This window comes from Luteimonas mephitis DSM 12574 (genome assembly GCF_000422305.1).
Taxonomy (GTDB): domain Bacteria; phylum Pseudomonadota; class Gammaproteobacteria; order Xanthomonadales; family Xanthomonadaceae; genus Luteimonas; species Luteimonas mephitis.
In genome coordinates this window covers 157,452-174,430 of sequence record NZ_KE383816.1, presented here as the reverse complement: position 1 = coordinate 174,430, position 16,979 = coordinate 157,452, and the positions used below count along the sequence as shown (strand labels likewise).

Below are 16,979 nucleotides of genomic sequence, written 5' to 3'. Positions count from 1 at the left end.
CAGGTCCTTGTGCAGGCAGTAGGCACCCTGGGTGGTGATCGTCGCCGGGAGGCTGGTGATCTCGGTGCAGCGCGTGGTTTCAGCCTTTGCCGGCGCGAGGGCGCACGCGCTGGCCAGGGCGAGAAGGGCAATGACATGCTTCATGTGACGCTCCTTTGTTCGGGAGAGGTATTCATGGCTTCAGATGCAGGAATCGCCGTATTCGGGCCATTCCGGCCATCGAAACCAAGTCCGCGAGTTCAAGCGGAGCGCGAAGATCCAAGGCATGAGGCTGCTCGCATCGAAATCGCCGCCGAAGCTGCCCGGCCGCGGTCTGGGGCGATGGCGCCGGGCGCGAGCGCTTCGAGGTCGCGCCGCGGCGCCACGCCGAGCTGGCGCTGCCGTGGGCGCAGCAGCTTCCGGCCGAGGCCGGCGTGGCGAAGGCGCAGCTCGGTGCCATCGCGGTGGGTCGCGGGCCGGGCGCGTTCACCGGCGTGCACCTGGCGATCGCGATCGCCCAAGGCGGGGCGCTGGCGCTCGACCGGCCGGTGGCGCCCGTCTCCACGCTCGCGGCGCTTGCGGCAGGTGCGCGCAGCGGTGCGTCGCGCGACGTCGCCGACGTGGAGGCGTTCTTCGCGCAGGTCGGGGCGGCGTCCCCGACGCCCATGGCCGTCCGGGTTCCGGATCGTCGGGGGCGTCGCCCCGACCTGCGGCTTGGGTTGGGTCCCCGGCCGACTGGCCGAAAAGTCGGCTTCGGAGAAATCTTCGTCCCGTCGTGCCGATGGTCGGCGGTCGCGCCGCGATCGCGCGAAGCCTCTTCGGCTGATCCCCCAGCAGGTCGCGGTGCGACGACCGGGGCATTCTCCAGGTCGTCGCAGCGGCCGGACCGCTGCTGTCATGCGTGGCGTTGCCGCCTGCTGGATACATCTGCAGGACATTGCCTGCAGGTTCGCGCACCGTGCCCCGGCACGCAGCCGGGGCACGGCGGCGCAGGGCTGGCTCAGGTGCCGGCGTTGCCGGAGACGTCGGTGCAGTAAGCAAGCGCCGTGGTGAATCCGCGCGACATGTTGCCCCTGCATTGGGAGACGCTATCGCCCCCGTCAATGCCCGTGCCGCTGGTCGGCGTGGGGTTCATTGCCGTGTTGTCGCGCAGCGAGACAGTGGTGCCGCCACCACCATAGGTGCCATAAGCTTTTCCCGTGCCGGCAGGGATGATGTTGATGAGCTGGTTGCGCGCGATCTCGTGTCCTGTGCCGGTGAATACAATTCCATAAACGTAGCCGTTACCGCTGCTGTCTCCGGTCACGGTCACGTTGACCACCTGATTGTCGCTGATCGACGTGCCGGTACCTGAGAGGTAAATTCCGTAGCTAGAGACGCTGCCGGGCTTCCCGCCGGTATCGATGATCCGGTTGCGGCGCATGGTGATGGCATCGCCCGAAAGCTGGATTCCAACCCCAGTGCTGTTGTCCACCCGGTTGTCTTCGATCAGATGTCCTGCGCCACCGCCGATGTAGATTCCGGTCCGGAACCCGCGCACGCCGCAGTTGCGGATCGTGATGTTCTGGCGGTTCGATGCGTAGATGCCTCGGGCATCGGTCGAAATCCCGGCGGACAGGCCGCCGACCTTCCAGCCGTTGCAGTCGAGCGTCACGTTGTTGGTCTTGATCTCGATTGCCGCGCCGCTGTTGACGTTGGTGCTCAGGTCCTTGTGCAGGCAGTAGGCACCCTGGGTGGTGATCGTCGCCGGGAGGCTGGTGATCTCGGTGCAGCGCGTGGTTTCAGCCTTTGCCGGCGTGAGCGCGCATGCGGTGGCGAGGGCGAGAAGGGAAACGACTTGCTTCATGTGACGCTCCTTGTGTTCGGGACCAGTCCCCGTGATATTCAAAGTCCAAACGCAAAAATCGCCCTGTTCCGGCCATTTCGGCCTGCAAGACGAGTACGCTAGTTCAAAAGACGCGCGAAGATCCAACGCATGAAACTGCTCGCATTCGAAACCGCCACCGAAGCCTGCTCGGTTGCCGTCTGGATTGACGGCGACGTGCGCGAGCGTTTCGAGGTCGCGCCGCGGCGCCATGCCGAGCTGGCCCTGCCGTGGGCGCAGCAGCTTCTGGCCGAGGCCGGCGTGGCGAAGGCGCAGCTCGATGCCATCGCGGTGGGGCGCGGGCCGGGCGCGTTCACCGGCGTGCGCCTGGCGATCGCGATCGCCCAGGGCATCGCGCTCGCGCTCGACCGGCCGGTGGTGTCCGTCTCCACGCTCGCGGCGCTTGCGGCAGGTGCGCGCAGCGACGCGACCCGCATCCTCGCCGCGATCGATGCGCGCATGGGCGAGGTGTATTCGGGCGCGTTCGAGCGGCGCGGGGACGACTTGGCTGCCGTGTCGAAGGAAACCGTTTCGGTGCCCGGAGCGGTCGAGCTGCCCGATGGCGCTGGCGACTGGCACGGTGTCGGTACCGGCTTCGCCGCCGTCGGGGCCGCGCTGCAGGCTGGCCTGGGTGCGCGATTGGCGAGCGTCGACGCCACCGCGCTGCCGCATGCCGCCGACGTGGCCCGGCTTGCGGCCGTCGCCTTCGCGCGCGGCGAGGCGCTGCCGCCCGAACGCATCGAGCCGGCCTACCTGCGCGACAACGTCGCCCTGACGCTGGCCGAGCAGCAGGCCCTGCGCGATTCGCGCTGAGCGGGGAACCATCGCGAGCCGGCGCCGGTCACTGCCTTGACCATCATCGGGGAGGAGGCGGCATGGCCAATTCCGGCGCGAGGGACGATCACGGGAAGCCGCGGGCACGCGGCTTGCGCGGCTGGCTGCTCGGCGAAGGCCGCCAGCTGCTGGTGATGCTGGTGCTGCTGGCGGTTGCGCGGACTTCGTTCGCCAACCACTACAGCGTGCCCAGCGGTTCGATGGAGTACACGCTGATGCCCGGCGACCACGTGATGGTCGACATGAGCGCGTACGGCGTGCGCCTGCCCTTCACCAACGTGACCCTGGTACCGCGCGATGCCCCGCGGCGCGGCGACGTCGCGGTGTTCAAGTCGCCGCGCGACGGCGTGCGGCTGATCAAGCGCGTGGTCGCGGTGGGCGGTGACCGCGTGGTGCTGGCGGACGGCCACCTGTCGATCAACGGCGAAGCGCTGGCCGATCCCGCAGTGCCCGGCGTGGAACACTTCGGCGCGCGCGCCGCACGCCTGAACCTCGACATGGGCGGCGGCCCGGACATCGAGGGCCTGGTCGTGCCGCCGGGCCAGGTGCTGGTGGTCGGCGACCATCGCGGCAACAGCATCGACGGCCGCTATTTCGGCCTGGTGCCGGCCTCGGCCCTGTATGCGCGCGCCCTCGGCGTGTTCTGGCGGCGCGGCGAGGGGCCTGTGTGGAAGTCGCTGTGACCGCTCAGCGTTCGTCGAGCAGTTCGCCGCCGGGCAGGAAGTTCCAGGTGCGCGTCACGTGCAGGACGTCGATGTTCTCGTCGGTCCTGGGCAGCGGCGGGTAGGGCTCGGCGAGCTTCGCGATCCGCAGCGCGGCGGCGTCGAGCAGCTTGATGCCGCTGGACTGGATCACGTCGGCGCGCTCCACCGACCCGTCGCGGCGGATCGCCACGCTGATCACCAGGGTGCCGGCGAGCTTCCGGCGCCGGGCCTCGTCGGGATAGTTGAGGTTGCCCACGCGCTCCACCCGGTCCACCCAGGCGCGCAGGTAGCCGGCCCAGGCGTATTCAGTGGTGCTGGCCGAGACGAACTTGCGCTTCGGGCGCTTGGCGTAGCGCTCCGAGCGCAGGTGGATCTCGGCCGCCAGCCGCGCCATCGCCAGGTCGTGGTCGATCTTCTCCTGCCCGCGCGGCAGCGGCGTTTCGTCGGCCTGCGGACGCGAATCCGGCGTCGGCATCGCCTCTTCGGCGCGCATGCTGCTGATGACGCGCGCCTCGGGCGGCGGCTGCACCGACGGCGACTGCGCGCGCATCGGCCGCGGCGCGACGCCGGATTCGGCCTGCGCGACCACGCCGGCCTGGGCGTCGCGCGGGCGGTTGGTCTTCTCGTCCTCGCCGCCGCCCTGGTTGTTGGCCTGGGCGAGGAAGTCGGCCTGCTTCGGGGTCAGTTCGGTGGAGGTCTGGGTCAGGATCACGTCCAGCGTCGGCAGCACCGGCGCCGCATCGTCCAGCGCGAAGCCGACGCCGAGGATCAGCATGCCGTGCAGCAGCAGCGACAGCACCATGGTCGCGCTCAGGCGCTGGCGGTCGCCGATGGCGGGCGTCGGAAGGATGGCGCTCATGGGATGGCGCAGACTCTGCCACGGACGGGCGCTGGCGAACACCGGCCAGGCGATGCGCGTCGTCCGGACCGGTTCCACGTGTTCGCGGCAGGCGGGGATGCGCTGTCCGCGCTCATCCGCGCAAATCCGTGGCCGGGAACGCGTTCGCCCGGATCGCGGCAACGCCCATGCGGCTCATGGGGCCGCGGGCGCTCCGGCTTCGATTGCGTCGAACAGCGTCCCGGCGATGTTCAGCCCGAACTGCGCATCCAGCTCGCGGATGCAGGTGGGACTGGTGACGTTGACCTCGGTCAGCCAGTCGCCGATCACGTCCAGGCCGACGAAGCGCATCCCGCGCTCGCGCATCCGCGGGCCGACCTGGGCGGCGATCCAGCGGTCGCGCTCGGTCAACGGGCGACCCTCGCCGCGGCCGCCGGCGGCCAGGTTGCCGCGGAACTCGTCGCCCTGCGGGATCCGCGCCAGGCAGTAGTCGACCGGTTCGCCGTCGACCAGCAGGATCCGCTTGTCGCCGTCGACGATCTCCGGCAGGTAGCGCTGCGCCATCGCCAGGTGGCGGCCGCCGTCGGTGAGCGTCTCGAGGATGACGTTGAGATTGGATTCGCCGGCGCGGACGCGGAAGATCGAGCGCCCGCCCATGCCGTCGAGCGGCTTGAGCACCGCGTCGCCGTGTTCGCCGACGAAGGCCTTGAGCGCGGCGGCGTCGCGGCTGACCAGGGTAGGCGGGCAGCACTGCGGGAACTCCAGCGCGGCGAGCTTCTCGTTGAAGTCGCGCAGGCCCTGCGGATCGTTGACCACCAGCGCGCCCTGGCGCTGCATGAAGCCCAGCAGCTGGGTGTCGTGGATGTAGTCGGCGTCGACCGGGGGGTCCTTGCGCATCAGCACCACGTCGCCCGGCCCCGGGATCCGGTGTGATGGTTGTCCCAGTTCGAACCAGCCTTGCGGATCGTCCCGCACCGCCAGCGGTGCAACCTGCGCCACGGCCTGCCCGCCCTGCATCGACAGCCCCCCGGGGATGACGTAGTGCAGGCGGTGGCCGCGCCGTTGCGCTTCCAGCAGCATGGCGAAGGTTGAATCCTTGGCGATCTTGATCGACCCGATCGGATCCATCACCACCATGACGTCGAGAGGCATTTCCAGCGTTCCGCGGCAGATTCTGACAAATGTTAACAGGCGTCCGGGAGCATGTTGCGCACTCCGTGGCATTTAGCCAGACCGCATTGGCGCGGATGCTTGACAGTGTGGCGTCCGACTGGGATATAAGACGGTCTGCAGCGGCGCCGGCATTCACGAAGCGCTGCGCACGAGGGGAATACGAAGATGACGCAAGACGACAGTCGCGCCGGCAGCCTCGGAGGCTTGCGGGTGATGGTGATCGACGACTCGAAAACCATCCGCCGGACCGCGGAAACCCTGCTCAAGCGCGAGGGTGCCGAGGTCACGACCGCGACCGATGGTTTCGAGGCGCTGGCCAAGATCGCCGACCAGAAGCCGCAGATCATCTTCGTCGACATCATGATGCCGCGCCTGGACGGCTACCAGACCTGCGCGCTGATCAAGAACAACCAGATGTTCAAGCACACGCCGGTGATCATGCTGTCGTCCAAGGACGGCCTGTTCGACAAGGCGCGCGGCCGCATCGTGGGCTCCGAGCAGTACGTCACCAAACCATTCACGCGCGAGGAACTCCTCGACGCCATCCGCAAGCACGTCAACGCCTGACCGGGGGGACAGGCACCACATGGCAAGAATCCTGTTGATCGAGGACTCACCGACCGATACGGCGGTGCTGACCCAGATGCTGCAACGCAACGGCCACGAGGTGCTGTCCTCGCACAGCGCCGAGGACGGCATCGAGACCTGCAAGCGCGAGCTGCCCGACCTGGTCCTGATGGACGTGGTGCTGCCGGGCATGAACGGCTTCCAGGCCACGCGCGCGCTGTCGCGCGATGGCGCCACCAGCCAGATTCCGGTGCTGATCGTGAGCACCAAGGGCATGGAGACCGACAAGGCCTGGGGCATGCGCCAGGGCGCGCGAGACTACATCGTCAAGCCGCCGGACGAAGGCGCGCTGATCGCCCGCATCAACGAGTTGCTCGGTAGCTGACGATGGGCCGTCGCCACCACGACCGCCACGCCGCGCCCGCCGTGCCCGCGCCGATGGATCCGTTCGCGATCCTGCTCGAGTACGAGCGCAAGAGCCTGGCCCACGTCGCCGGCCTGCCCGAGCAGCTCGACGCGCCGGGCCTGTGGCGCGGCGTCGGCTATCGCATCGGCCAGCGCAGGCTGGCGTCGGGCTTCGACGAGGTGGTCGAGATCCTGCCGATGCCGCAGGTCACCCCGGTGCCGGGTTCGCAGCCGTGGATGCTGGGCGTGGCCAATATCCGCGGCAACCTGTTGCCTACCGTCGACCTCAAGCAGTTCCTCGAAGGCGAGCGCACCGTGCTGCATGAAAGCCAGCGGGTACTGATCGTGCGCCAGCCCGGGGGCGACGTCGCGGTCACGATCGACGAACTGTTCGGGCAGCGTTCGTTCGTCGAGGAACAGGCGCTTGCGCCGGACGAACTGCCCGCAACCGCGCTCACCGATGGACGCTACGCGCACTTCGTCGACCGGGCCTATCGCCTGGCCGACCACGCGTGGGGGATCTTCAGCCTGGACCGGCTGGCCCGCACACCCGAATTCAGACAAGCCGCGGCCTGATCGCCGCACAGCACGCACCGCAGGACCAGGGGTCACATCATGAGCACTGTTATGGACACCGTTGCCGGCAAGGGCCGCAACATGGGTACCAACTTCTGGCTGATCGTGCTGGCGATCTCACTGGTCGTGTTCGGCGCGAACACCGGCTACGCCACGTGGAAGGCCGCCCGGCTCGGTGGCGCCAGTACCTCGGCGTCGAACCTGCAGCTCAACTCGCAGCGACTGGCCAACCAGGGCCGCGAAGCGGTTGAAGGCAACCGCGAGGCGTTCACCGCGTTCAAGGCCACCAAGGCCGAGGTCGATTCCGACATCAGTGGCCTCACCAGCAACTTCGGCGAGACCACCGGCGTGTCCGGCCCGATCGCCAAGGTCGCCCAGACCTGGGCGCCGCTGGCGAAGAACGCCGACGACGTGATCGCCAGCGAAGCCGCGGTGCTCGCGCTGGCCGGCAACGCCGACCGCTTCGGCCAGGGCATCCCGCAGCTGCAGGCGCAGCTCGACGAGGTGGTGCGCGCGATGTCCTCCAGCGGCTCGCCGTCGTCGCAGATCTACATCGCGCTGCGCCAGAACGTGCTGGCCGGCAACCTGGCCCGTCGCGTGACCGAAGTCCGCGCCGGCGGCCCCGGCGCCGCGGTCGCGGGGCAGGCGCTGGCGCGCGACGCCAACGTGTTCGAGCAGGTGCTGGCGGGCCTGAAGTCCGGCGACCAGGCGATGAACGTGCAGGCGCTGTCGAACTCCAGCGCCGTGGCCGCGCTCAACCAGGCCACCGCGCAGTGGGCGACGATGAAGAAGGACCTCGACGCGATCCTGGGCAGCTCGCAGAAGCTGTTCAGCGCGCAGAACGCGGCTGCTTCGCTCACCAGCGGCTCGGACAAGCTGCTGGCTGACAGCCGCGACCTGTTCCAGGCCTTCACCGCATTCGGCTCGCTGCGCGACAAGAGCCTGCTGGGCAACATCTGGATCAGCATCGTGTTCGGCCTGCTGGCGCTGCTGTCGATCGTCGGCTTGATCTTCAGCATCAACCGCGCGCAGCGGCAGCGCTACGAAACCACGATGGAACTCAACAACCGCAACCAGGAGGCGATCATGCGCCTGCTGGACGAAATGGGTTCGCTCGCCGAGGGCGACCTCACGGTGAAGGCGACCGTGACCGAGGACATGACCGGCGCGATCGCCGACTCGATCAACTTCGCCGTCGAGCAGCTGCGCAGCCTGGTGCAGACGATCAACGACACCTCGGTGCAGGTGGCGTCGAGCGCACAGGAAACGCAGGCCACCGCCATGCACCTGGCCGAGGCCGCCGAACACCAGGCGCAGGAGATCAACTCCGCGTCGGACCGCATCAACGAAATCGCCGCCAGCATCAACCAGGTGTCGAGGAACTCCGCCGAGTCGGCCGACGTGGCCCAGCGCTCGGTGCAGATCGCGACCAAGGGCGCGGGCGTGGTGCGCGAGACGATCGCCGGCATGGACTCGATCCGCGACCAGATCCAGGAAACCTCCAAGCGCATCAAGCGCCTGGGCGAGTCGTCGCAGGAAATCGGCTCGATCGTCGAACTGATCAACGACATCTCCGAACAGACCAACATCCTCGCGCTCAACGCGGCCATCCAGGCGGCGTCGGCGGGCGAGGCGGGCCGCGGGTTCGCGGTGGTGGCCGACGAAGTGCAGCGACTGGCCGAACGCTCGTCCAACGCGACCAAGCGCATCGAATCGCTGGTCCAGGCGATCCAGGCCGACACCAACGAGGCGGTCAGCTCGATGGAGCAGACGACGTCCGAGGTGGTGGCCGGTGCGCGCCTGGCCGAGGACGCGGGTACCGCGCTGGGCGAGATCGAAAACGTGTCGTCCAGCCTCGCCGCGCTGATTGAAGGCATCTCCAGTGCGTCGCAGCAGCAGTCGGCGGCGGCGACCAACATCACCGCGACGATGAACACCATCCAGTCGATCACCGCGCAGACCTCGCAGGGCGCCAACCAGACCGCCGAGTCGATCGGCAACCTGGCCCAGCTCGCCGCCGACCTGCGCCGTTCGGTCGCCGACTTCAAGCTGCCGGCCTGAGCGCGGGACGATCGATAGCATGACGGGCATCGCCAACCATCGCAGCAGCGCGTGCGCGGGCCTCCACGGAGGCGTGCGATGACTGCGCTGCGCGACGCGATCGATTACACCACGCTGGGCTGGGTGAAGCCGGAGCTCGACGAAACCCTGCGCCAGGCGCGGATCGAGATCGAGGGCTTCGTCGACGATCCCGCCGACACCAGCCGCATGCGCTTCTGCGCCAGCTACCTGCACCAGGTGCAGGGCACGCTGCGCATGGTCGAGCTGTACGCGCCGGCGATGGTCACCGAGGAAATGGAGCGCCTCGCCCAGGCGCTGCAGCTTGGCGAGGTCGGCGACCGCGACGGCGCCTGCGCAACGCTGATGCGCGGCGTGGTGCTGCTGCCCGATTACCTGGAGCGCCTGCAAAGCGGCCACAAGGACATCCCGATCGTCCTGTTGCCGCTGCTCAACGAACTGCGCGCGGCGCGCGGCGAAGCCGGCCTGAGCGAAAGCGTGCTGTTCGCGCCCGACCTCGCGCGGCCACTGCCGTCGGGCCTGCCGGCCGCCGCTTCGGGCCGTGCCCGCAACGCCGAAGTCCTGCCGCTGCTCGAACGCCTTTCCGCGGCGATCGCCCAATGGCCCGAGGACGGCGCGCCGAAGGATTCCGAGGAGATCGGCGCGGTCATCGACGCGCTGTTCGTGCGGACCGAGCAGGACGAGACGCGGCGCATGCTGTGGGTCGCCGGTTCCGTCGCCACGGCACTGCGCGACGGTGCGCTGAAGCCATCGGCAGGCCTGCGCCAGGCCTTCGCCAGCGTGCAGCGCGAGGCGCGGCGGCAGTTCGAGGACGACGGCTTCGGCATCCCGCGGCCGGAAACCACGCTCGAGCCGACCCGCCAGCTGCTCTACCACGTTGCCCATGCCGACGCCGGCCTGCCGGCCTCGGCGCGCCACCCGGCGCTGCAGGAGCTGCGCGAGACGTTCGACCTCGACGCCGCGCAGCCCACCGAAAGCGAGATCAGCCACGCCCAGGGCAGCCTGAGCGGGCGCAACCGCGCGCTGCTCGACACCGTGTCCGCGGCGGTGAAGGAGGACCTGCTGCGGGTCAAGGACGTGCTCGACCTGCACCTGCGCGCCAACGCCCCGGATGTCGCCGCCCTGCAGCCGCAGGTCGAAGCGCTCGGACGCGTCGCCGACACCCTGGGCATGCTCGGGCTTGGCGTGGCGCGCAACGTGGTGCAGCAGCAGCGCGACGCGATGGACGCGATCGTCCGCGGCGACCGTGTCGCCGACGAGGGCGCCTTGCTCGACGTCGCCGGCGCGCTGCTCTATGTCGACGCCACCCTCGACGACCAGGTCGCGCGCCTCGGCGACAGCGACGCCGGGGCCGGCGGCAACCAGGACGACCTGTTCTCGAACGAGTCGCGCAAGGTGCTCGAAGTCATCGCCCGCGAGGCGATCGCCAACTTCGCCGATGCGCGCCAGGCCTTCGTCGCCTTCGTCGAGACCAGCTGGGACCACTCGGAACTGATCGAGGTGCCGCGACTGCTGCAGGAAGTCGCCGGCGCCATGGCGATGCTCGAACTGCCGCAGGCCGCCGCGTACCTGGCCGGCGTGCGCATGTACACCGAGGTCGAACTGCTCGGCCGCAAGCGCGTGCCCAATGGACGCCAGCTCGACACCTTCGCGGACGCGCTGGCCAGCCTCGAGTACTACCTCGAGGCGCTGCGCGAAAACCGCCTCAACCGCGAAAGCATCCTCGAGATCGCGCGCGGCAGCCTTGAATCGCTCGGCTACTGGCCGTTGCCGGAGGCGCAGCCCGCGCCGGAGGCTTCCGCGCAAGTGGAGGAAACCAGCCATGACGCCGAACAGGCGCTGGCCGACGACATCGACCGCAACGTGGCCGCCTTCATCGACCGGGGCAGCGATCCGGTGCGCGCCACGCCTGCCGACGCGGCACCTGCGCCCGTGCCCGTGCCCGTGGTGGCGAGCGGGCAGGGCGGCGCAGGCGGTTTCGAAACCACCGGCGACGAGATCGACGACGAGATCCGCGAGGTGTTCCTCGAAGAGTTCGGGGAGGAGATCGACAACCTCGACCGGATGCTGCCGGTGTGGCGCGAGCGCCCGGACGACATGGAGCGCCTGCGCCCGATCCGCCGCGTGTTCCACACGCTCAAGGGCAGCGGGCGCCTGGTCGGCGCGCGTGCGCTGGGCGAGTTCAGCTGGAAGGTCGAGAACATGCTCAACCGCGTGCTCGACGGCACGCGCGCGGCCAGCCCGGCCGTGGTGGCCATGGTCGACCAGGCGTTCTACACCCTGCCGCAACTGCTTGCGGCGCTGCGCGGGACCGCCGCGGTCAGCGCCGACCTCGCGGGCATGCAGGCGCTCGCCGACCGGATCGCCGAAGGCGAGGAAGCCTTCCCGGTGCAGGAGGCCCCCGTTTCCTTGCCGGTTGCGGAGGCGATCGACACCACCGCTGCCGGCGACATCATCATTGCCTCGGCGGAGCCCGAAGCGCCTGCGTCCGAAGCGCCTGGCTCCGAGGCGCCTGCCTCCGAGGCCGTGCTGGGCGAGGGCACGGTGCCTGCTTCGGTGGATGCGCTGTTGCTGGAAATCCTCGACACCGAGGTGGCCGGCCACCTGTCCTCGGTAGACGCCTGGCTGGGGCAGGCGCAGTCCGCGCCAACCCCCGCGAACGATGCCTTGCTGCGCGCCGTGCACACGATGAACGGCGCCTTCGCGATGACCGAAGTGCCGGCGATCACCGACGCGCTGAGTCCGGCGGAGACCTACATCCGCCGCCTGCTCGCATCGCACGGGAACGCGAGCGACGAAGGCGTGGTGGCGCTTGGCGAACTGGCCGGCGTGATCCGCGCCACCGTGGCAGCACTGCATGCGCCCGCGCCGCAGGTGCCGGTCTGCGCCGCGCTGGCCGCGCGCCTGGCCGCGCTGCGCGACAGCCTGCCGGAAGCGACCGCGCCGATGGAGGCCGCGACGGTTCCCGAGCCGGTCGAACCCATCGGACTGGTCGATGCGGGCGCCGAACTGACCGTCAACGACCTCAGAGCTTATAGCGATCCTGGTGCGCTTGACGGCACGATTGCAGGCGAGGATGCGCGCGAAGCCGAGCGCATCGAAGCCGAGCGCGTTGAAGCCGAGCGCGCCGAAGCCGAACGCGCCGAAGCCGAGCGTATCGAAGCCGAACGCATCGAAGCCGAGCGCATCGAAGCCGAGCGCATCGAAGCCGAACGTATCGAGGCCGAACGTATCGAGGCCGAACGTATCGAGGCCGAACGTATCGAGGTCGAACGTATCGAGGCCGAGCGCGTCGAAGCCGAGCGCGCCGAAGCAGAGCGTATCGAAGCCGAACGCATCGAAGCCGAACGCGTCGAAGCCGAACGCGCCGAAGCCGAGCGTATCGAAGCCGAGCATGCCGAAGCCGAACGCGTCGAAGCCGAGCGCATCGAAGCGGAAATCGCGCAGCAGCAAGCAGGGGCTTCGGAGGAAGCGGAGGCTGCGCGTCTTGTCGCCGAGCGCGAGGAGATCGATCGCATCGAAACCGGGCGCCTCGAAGCCGAGCGCATCGCGGAAGAGTCCCGGCTGGCCGCCGAGCAGGCGGAGGCTGCGCGCCTCGCTGCCGAAGAAGAGGCGCAGGAATACGCGCGACTGGAAGCCGAGTACGCCGAGGCGGACCGTCTTGCCCGTGAACAGGCCGAAGCCGAGCGCCTTGCCGCGGAACAGGCAGAAGCGGAACGCGTCGAAGCAGAACGTCTCGAAGCCGAACAGGCCGAAGCCGCGCGCCTCGCCGCAGAACGGGCAGAAGCGGAGCGCCTCGAAGTAGAGCGCATCGAAGCCGAGCGTGCCGAAGTCGAACGTCTCGAAGCAGAACGTCTCGAAGCCGAGCGTGTCGAAGCGGACCGCCTCGAAGCGGAGCATCTCGAAACCGAGCGCCTGAACGCTGCGCGTGCGGCTGTCGAGAAAATCCCGGCGACCGAGTTGGCCGGGGACGCTGCCGAACCTGCCGTTGCGGCGATTCTCGCCGATGCACTCGCTGCCTCCGGCGACCCCGACGAAGCCTTCGATCTCGGCGACCTCGACCCGGAACTGGTCGACATCTTCGTCGAGGAGGCGGGCGACCTGCTCGACCATTCCGACGGACTGCTGGCGCAGCTGCGCGAGAATCCGACCGAGCGCGAACCGCTGGTGGGACTGCAGCGCGACCTGCACACCATCAAGGGCGGCGCGCGCATGGCCGGCATCATGGCCGTGGGCGAACTCGGCCACGCCATGGAGTCGCTGCTCGAGGCGGTAGTCGAACTGCGTGGCGAACTCGGCCACGACGGCATCCCGCTGCTCGAGCGCGGCTTCGACCGCCTGCACGCGATGATCACCCGGGTCGGCGCGCGCCGCGCGATCGATCCTTCCGAGGCGCTGATCGAGGAATTCAACGCCCGCGCGCTGGGCAAGCCCACGTCCCCGGCTGACGCGCCTGTGCCCGCTGCCACGTCTTCGCCGGCATCGCCGGCAGTGGAGACCGAGCTCAAGCCGCTGTCCGCGCCGATCGGCGACACCGTCCCCACGGACGACGACGACATCAGCGTGCGCGCGCCGCAGGAACAGGTGCGCATCCGCGCCGACCTGCTCGACCAGCTCGTCAACTACGCCGGCGAGGTCGCGATCTATCGCGCGCGCCTGGAGCAGCAGCTTGGCGCCTTCCGCAGCGCCATGGGCGAGATGGAGCAGACCAACATGCGTCTGCGCGACCAGCTGCGCCGGCTCGACATCGAGACCGAAGCGCAGATCATCGCCCGTTACCAGCGCGAGCACGAAACCGCCGACGCCACGTTCGATCCGCTCGAACTCGACCGCTTCTCCACCCTGCAGCAGCTGTCGCGCGCGCTGGGCGAGTCCGCGGCCGACATGTCGAGCCTGCAGGGCACCCTCGACGACCTGACCCGGCAGTACGAAACCCTGCTGCTGCAGCAGTCGCGCGTGAGCTCCGACCTGCAGCAGGGCCTGATGCGCACGCGGATGGTGCCGTTCGACGCGCTGGTGCCGCGCCTGCGCCGCGTGGTTCGGCAGGCCGCCGGCGAGACCGGCAAGCAAGTGCAGCTCAAGCTCGATGGCGCCCAGGGCGAGCTCGACCGCAGCGTGCTCGAGCACATGACCGCGCCGCTGGAACACATGCTGCGCAACGCGGTTGCGCACGGGCTGGAAACCCCGGAGCAGCGGCGCGGCGCGAAGAAGCCAGAGGAGGGCGTGGTGCGCATCGCGGTGCGCCGCGAGGGTTCGGAAGTCGTGCTCGAAGTCGGCGACGACGGGCGCGGCCTGGACCGGGCCGCGATCCGCCGCCGTGGCGAAGAGCGCGGGCTGGTCCGCGCCGACGCGGTGCTGGCCAACAGCGACCTCGACATGTTGATCTTCGAACCCGGCTTCTCCACCGTCGACGAGGTCAGCCGCCTGGCCGGTCGCGGCGTCGGCATGGACGTGGTGGCCAGCGAAGTACGCCAGCTCGGCGGCACGCTCGACATCGCATCGCGCCCGGGCGAGGGCACCACCTTCACCCTGCGCCTGCCGCAGACGCTGGCCGTCACGCAGGCGGTCTTCGTGCGCATCGGCGAAACCAGCTTCGCGGTGCCGATTGCCTCGGTGCGCGGCGTCGGCCGCATCGGCCGCGACGAGTTCGGCAAGGCCGATGCGAGCTACAGCTACGGCGGCGAGGAGTACCTGGTCCACGACCTCGGTGGACTGGTCGGGCACGGCGTGGCCAAGGCCGAAGGCCAGTTGCAGATGCCGCTGCTGCTGATCCGCTCCGGCGACCTGCGCGCTGCGGTGGCGGTCGACCAGATCGTCGGCAGCCGCGAAATCGTGGTCAAGCCGGTGGGGCCGCAGGTCGCCTCGATTCCGGGCATCTTCGGCGCCACGATCATGGGCGACGGCAGCGTCGTGGTGATCCTCGACGTCGCCCCGCTGGTACGCCGCCGCGCCGCGCAGCCGCGCGATGTCGAGCCGGCGGCCGCCACGGTGGTCCACCACGTGCCGCTGGTGATGGTGGTCGACGACTCGGTGACGATGCGCAAGGTCACCGGCCGCGTGCTCGAACGCCACAACTTCGAGGTCGCCAGCGCCCGCGACGGCATCGACGCGCTTGAGCGGATGGCCGATCGCGTGCCCGACCTGATGCTGCTCGACATCGAGATGCCGCGCATGGACGGCTACGAGCTGGCAACCGCGATGAAGGCCGATCCGCGCCTGCGCAGCGTGCCGATCGTGATGATCACCTCGCGTACCGGCGAGAAGCATCGCCAGCGCGCCTTCGAGATCGGCGTCGAGCGCTACCTCGGCAAGCCGTACCAGGAAAACGAGCTCGTGCGCAACGTCTACGAACTGCTCAAGCTGCAGCCGCGTGGCGATGACTGAGCGCAGCGCCCCCCGCGTGATACTGCTGGCGCGCCAGGGCGAGGCCCGCGATCGCCTCGGCGACGCGCTCGTGCAGGCCGGCGCGGAAATCGTGCTGGTCGCCGATCCGGCGTCCTCGGATCCCGCCGACGCAATCGCAAGCAGTCCGCAAGCGGTGCTGGTGGCGCTGGAGCCGGCGGTCGAGGACGCGCTGGAACGCTATGAGGCGCTGCTGTCCAGCCCCGGCATCACGGTGATCTTCGACGAGGCGGAAATGGCCGCGCAGCGCAGCGGCTGGGACGCGGCGCGCTGGGTTCGACACCTTGCCGCAAAGCTCCACCACCACGACGACGTGTTGCCGCCGGGCTGGGACGCCGATGGCGACCTGCAGCCCTCGCCAGGCCCGTTGCCGACGCCGACGGACACCGCCGGCCTGGACATCGCGCCGTTCGCGAACGAAGCGCAGCGACACGCGGGCGAAGTCCCCCGCGATGACGGGCTGGAACCGGCGGAGACCGAGGTCCGGCTGGAAGACGGGATCGCCGGCGAACTTGCGCTCGTGGACGAGGAAGTGGCTGATCCGCCGCCGGAACCGGACTATGCAATCGCCGACGAACCACTGCCGGAGGCAGCATCGGAACCGGAGGACGACCGCATCGACTTCGACGCGCTGTCCGTCGATGCGCTGACTTTCGAAGCCGTCGCCGACGACATGGACGAAGCCGTCGAATCCGGCGGGGATGCCGGCGGGTTCGTGATCGATGGTCTTGGCGACGCAGGCCTGGAGTTGGACACCGGCCCGGGGAGCCTCGATCTCGAGGGCGCGGAACCCGGAACCACGGCCGGCACCGACGGCATTGCGGCGACTCGCGGTACCACGCTGGAACTGGTGGACGTCGACGCGCTGCTGGCGTCGGTCGAATCGCTGGAAACCGGCGACCCCGGCGATGCCCTGGCGCCGGCGATGGAGACGGCTCCCGCGATCGACCTCGAGGCACTCGAACAGCGCGTGTCCGGATTGTCGCTGGCGGACGTCGACAGCTACGGCCACGGCCCCCAGCGCGGCGCGGTGGTGGTGGAAGGCGGGCTTGGCGGACCGGATGCGGTGCGCCAGCTGCTTGCCGCGATCCCCGAAGGATTCCCGCGCCCGGTGCTGGTGCGGCTGCACCTGGACGGCGGCCGCTACGATCGCCTGGTCAAGCAGATGGCGCGCGCGGCGCAGCTGCCGGTGGCGCTCGCGGAAGCCGGGCAGGCGGCGGATGCCGGCACCGTGTACTTCGTGCCGCCTGAACTGTCGCTCGAACGCGAGGGCGCGCGGCTGCTGTTCGTTGCCGACGACGCCGGCTCGCACCCGCTGCTGGGCGTGCTGCCCGCCGGAGACAGCGCGCTGCTGCTGCTCAGCGGCAGCAGCCTGGACAGCGTCGAGACGGCGATGGCGCACGTTCCGGCCGGGCTGTTGGTCGCCGGCCAGGCGCTGGACGGCTGCTACGACGCGACCGCATCGAATGCACTGATCGCGCGCGGCGCCACCGTCGCGGCACCGGCGGAACTCGCCGGGCAGCTGGCCGGGCGCTGGCCGTCCTGATACCGAGGCAAC

General features: G+C 69.6%; 12 protein-coding genes and 2 pseudogenes. 10 read left to right on the top strand and 4 right to left on the bottom strand.

Going from position 1 to position 16,979, the window contains the following annotated elements:
- Window positions 1-296 precede the first annotated feature (296 nt).
- Window positions 297-1,016, top strand: a pseudogene (tsaB, locus tag H570_RS19630) (tRNA (adenosine(37)-N6)-threonylcarbamoyltransferase complex dimerization subunit type 1 TsaB); the annotation flags it as partial.
- Here tsaB (H570_RS19630) and H570_RS0110855 read toward each other — a convergent pair.
- Window positions 980-1,825 (bottom strand): right-handed parallel beta-helix repeat-containing protein, encoded by an 846-nt coding sequence (locus tag H570_RS0110855; RefSeq protein ID WP_027080757.1) that lies wholly within the window; start codon window positions 1,823-1,825, stop codon window positions 980-982. The pseudogene tsaB (H570_RS19630) and the gene H570_RS0110855 overlap by 37 nt on opposite strands.
- A gap of 129 nt (window positions 1,826-1,954) precedes the next feature.
- On the opposite strand from H570_RS0110855, the gene tsaB (H570_RS0110850) reads away from it, so the two are divergent.
- Complete coding sequence (gene tsaB, locus H570_RS0110850; RefSeq protein ID WP_027080756.1) at window positions 1,955-2,656, top strand: tRNA (adenosine(37)-N6)-threonylcarbamoyltransferase complex dimerization subunit type 1 TsaB; 702 nt, start codon at window positions 1,955-1,957, stop codon at window positions 2,654-2,656.
- Window positions 2,657-2,718: 62 nt separating this feature from the next.
- Window positions 2,719-3,360, top strand: a complete 642-nt coding sequence (gene lepB / locus H570_RS0110845; protein ID WP_027080755.1) for a signal peptidase I — start codon at window positions 2,719-2,721, stop codon at window positions 3,358-3,360.
- Window positions 3,361-3,364: 4 nt separating this feature from the next.
- Here the strand turns inward: lepB and H570_RS0110840 are convergent, their stop codons facing one another.
- Both H570_RS0110840 and gshB read right to left on the bottom strand, forming a co-directional pair.
- On the bottom strand, window positions 3,365-4,240 hold the full coding sequence (locus H570_RS0110840) for an energy transducer TonB (RefSeq protein ID WP_027080754.1): 876 nt from the start codon (window positions 4,238-4,240) through the stop codon (window positions 3,365-3,367).
- A 174-nt stretch (window positions 4,241-4,414) separates the two neighbouring features.
- Window positions 4,415-5,371 (bottom strand): glutathione synthase, encoded by a 957-nt coding sequence (gene gshB, locus H570_RS0110835; protein WP_027080753.1) that lies wholly within the window; start codon window positions 5,369-5,371, stop codon window positions 4,415-4,417.
- A gap of 186 nt (window positions 5,372-5,557) precedes the next feature.
- Between gshB and pilG the strand changes: the two genes are divergently transcribed.
- From pilG to H570_RS19625, 5 genes and pseudogenes are all read left to right on the top strand, one after another.
- Entirely contained in the window at window positions 5,558-5,959 is a 402-nt protein-coding gene (pilG, locus tag H570_RS0110830; RefSeq protein WP_027080752.1) for a twitching motility response regulator PilG, read from the top strand.
- Window positions 5,960-5,978: 19 nt separating this feature from the next.
- Window positions 5,979-6,344, top strand: a complete 366-nt coding sequence (locus H570_RS0110825; protein WP_027080751.1) for a response regulator — start codon at window positions 5,979-5,981, stop codon at window positions 6,342-6,344.
- A 53-nt stretch (window positions 6,345-6,397) separates the two neighbouring features.
- Entirely contained in the window at window positions 6,398-6,940 is a 543-nt protein-coding gene (locus H570_RS0110820) for a chemotaxis protein CheW (RefSeq protein ID WP_036136184.1), read from the top strand.
- Between the two features lie 39 nt (window positions 6,941-6,979).
- Window positions 6,980-9,001: a methyl-accepting chemotaxis protein gene (locus tag H570_RS0110815; RefSeq protein ID WP_027080749.1), complete on the top strand. Its 2,022-nt coding sequence runs from the start codon at window positions 6,980-6,982 to the stop codon at window positions 8,999-9,001.
- A gap of 78 nt (window positions 9,002-9,079) precedes the next feature.
- Window positions 9,080-11,314 (top strand): annotated as a pseudogene (locus H570_RS19625) (FimL-related protein); the annotation flags it as partial.
- A gap of 730 nt (window positions 11,315-12,044) precedes the next feature.
- On the opposite strand, the gene H570_RS19620 reads toward H570_RS19625, so the two are convergent.
- On the bottom strand, window positions 12,045-13,031 hold the full coding sequence (locus H570_RS19620) for a pentapeptide repeat-containing protein (protein WP_425411568.1): 987 nt from the start codon (window positions 13,029-13,031) through the stop codon (window positions 12,045-12,047).
- On the opposite strand from H570_RS19620, the gene H570_RS19615 reads away from it, so the two are divergent.
- Window positions 12,980-15,403 carry a response regulator gene (locus H570_RS19615; RefSeq protein WP_425411567.1) on the top strand — a complete coding sequence of 808 codons (2,424 nt, stop codon included), beginning with the start codon at window positions 12,980-12,982 and terminating at the stop codon, window positions 15,401-15,403. The two genes, H570_RS19620 and H570_RS19615, sit on opposite strands and share 52 nt — an antisense overlap.
- A complete protein-coding gene (locus H570_RS18250) occupies window positions 15,396-16,967 on the top strand; it encodes a chemotaxis protein CheB (protein WP_156899955.1) in 1,572 nt (523 codons plus the stop codon). The genes H570_RS19615 and H570_RS18250 overlap by 8 nt, the downstream gene beginning before the upstream one ends.
- The last annotated feature ends 12 nt before the right edge of the window (window positions 16,968-16,979 follow it).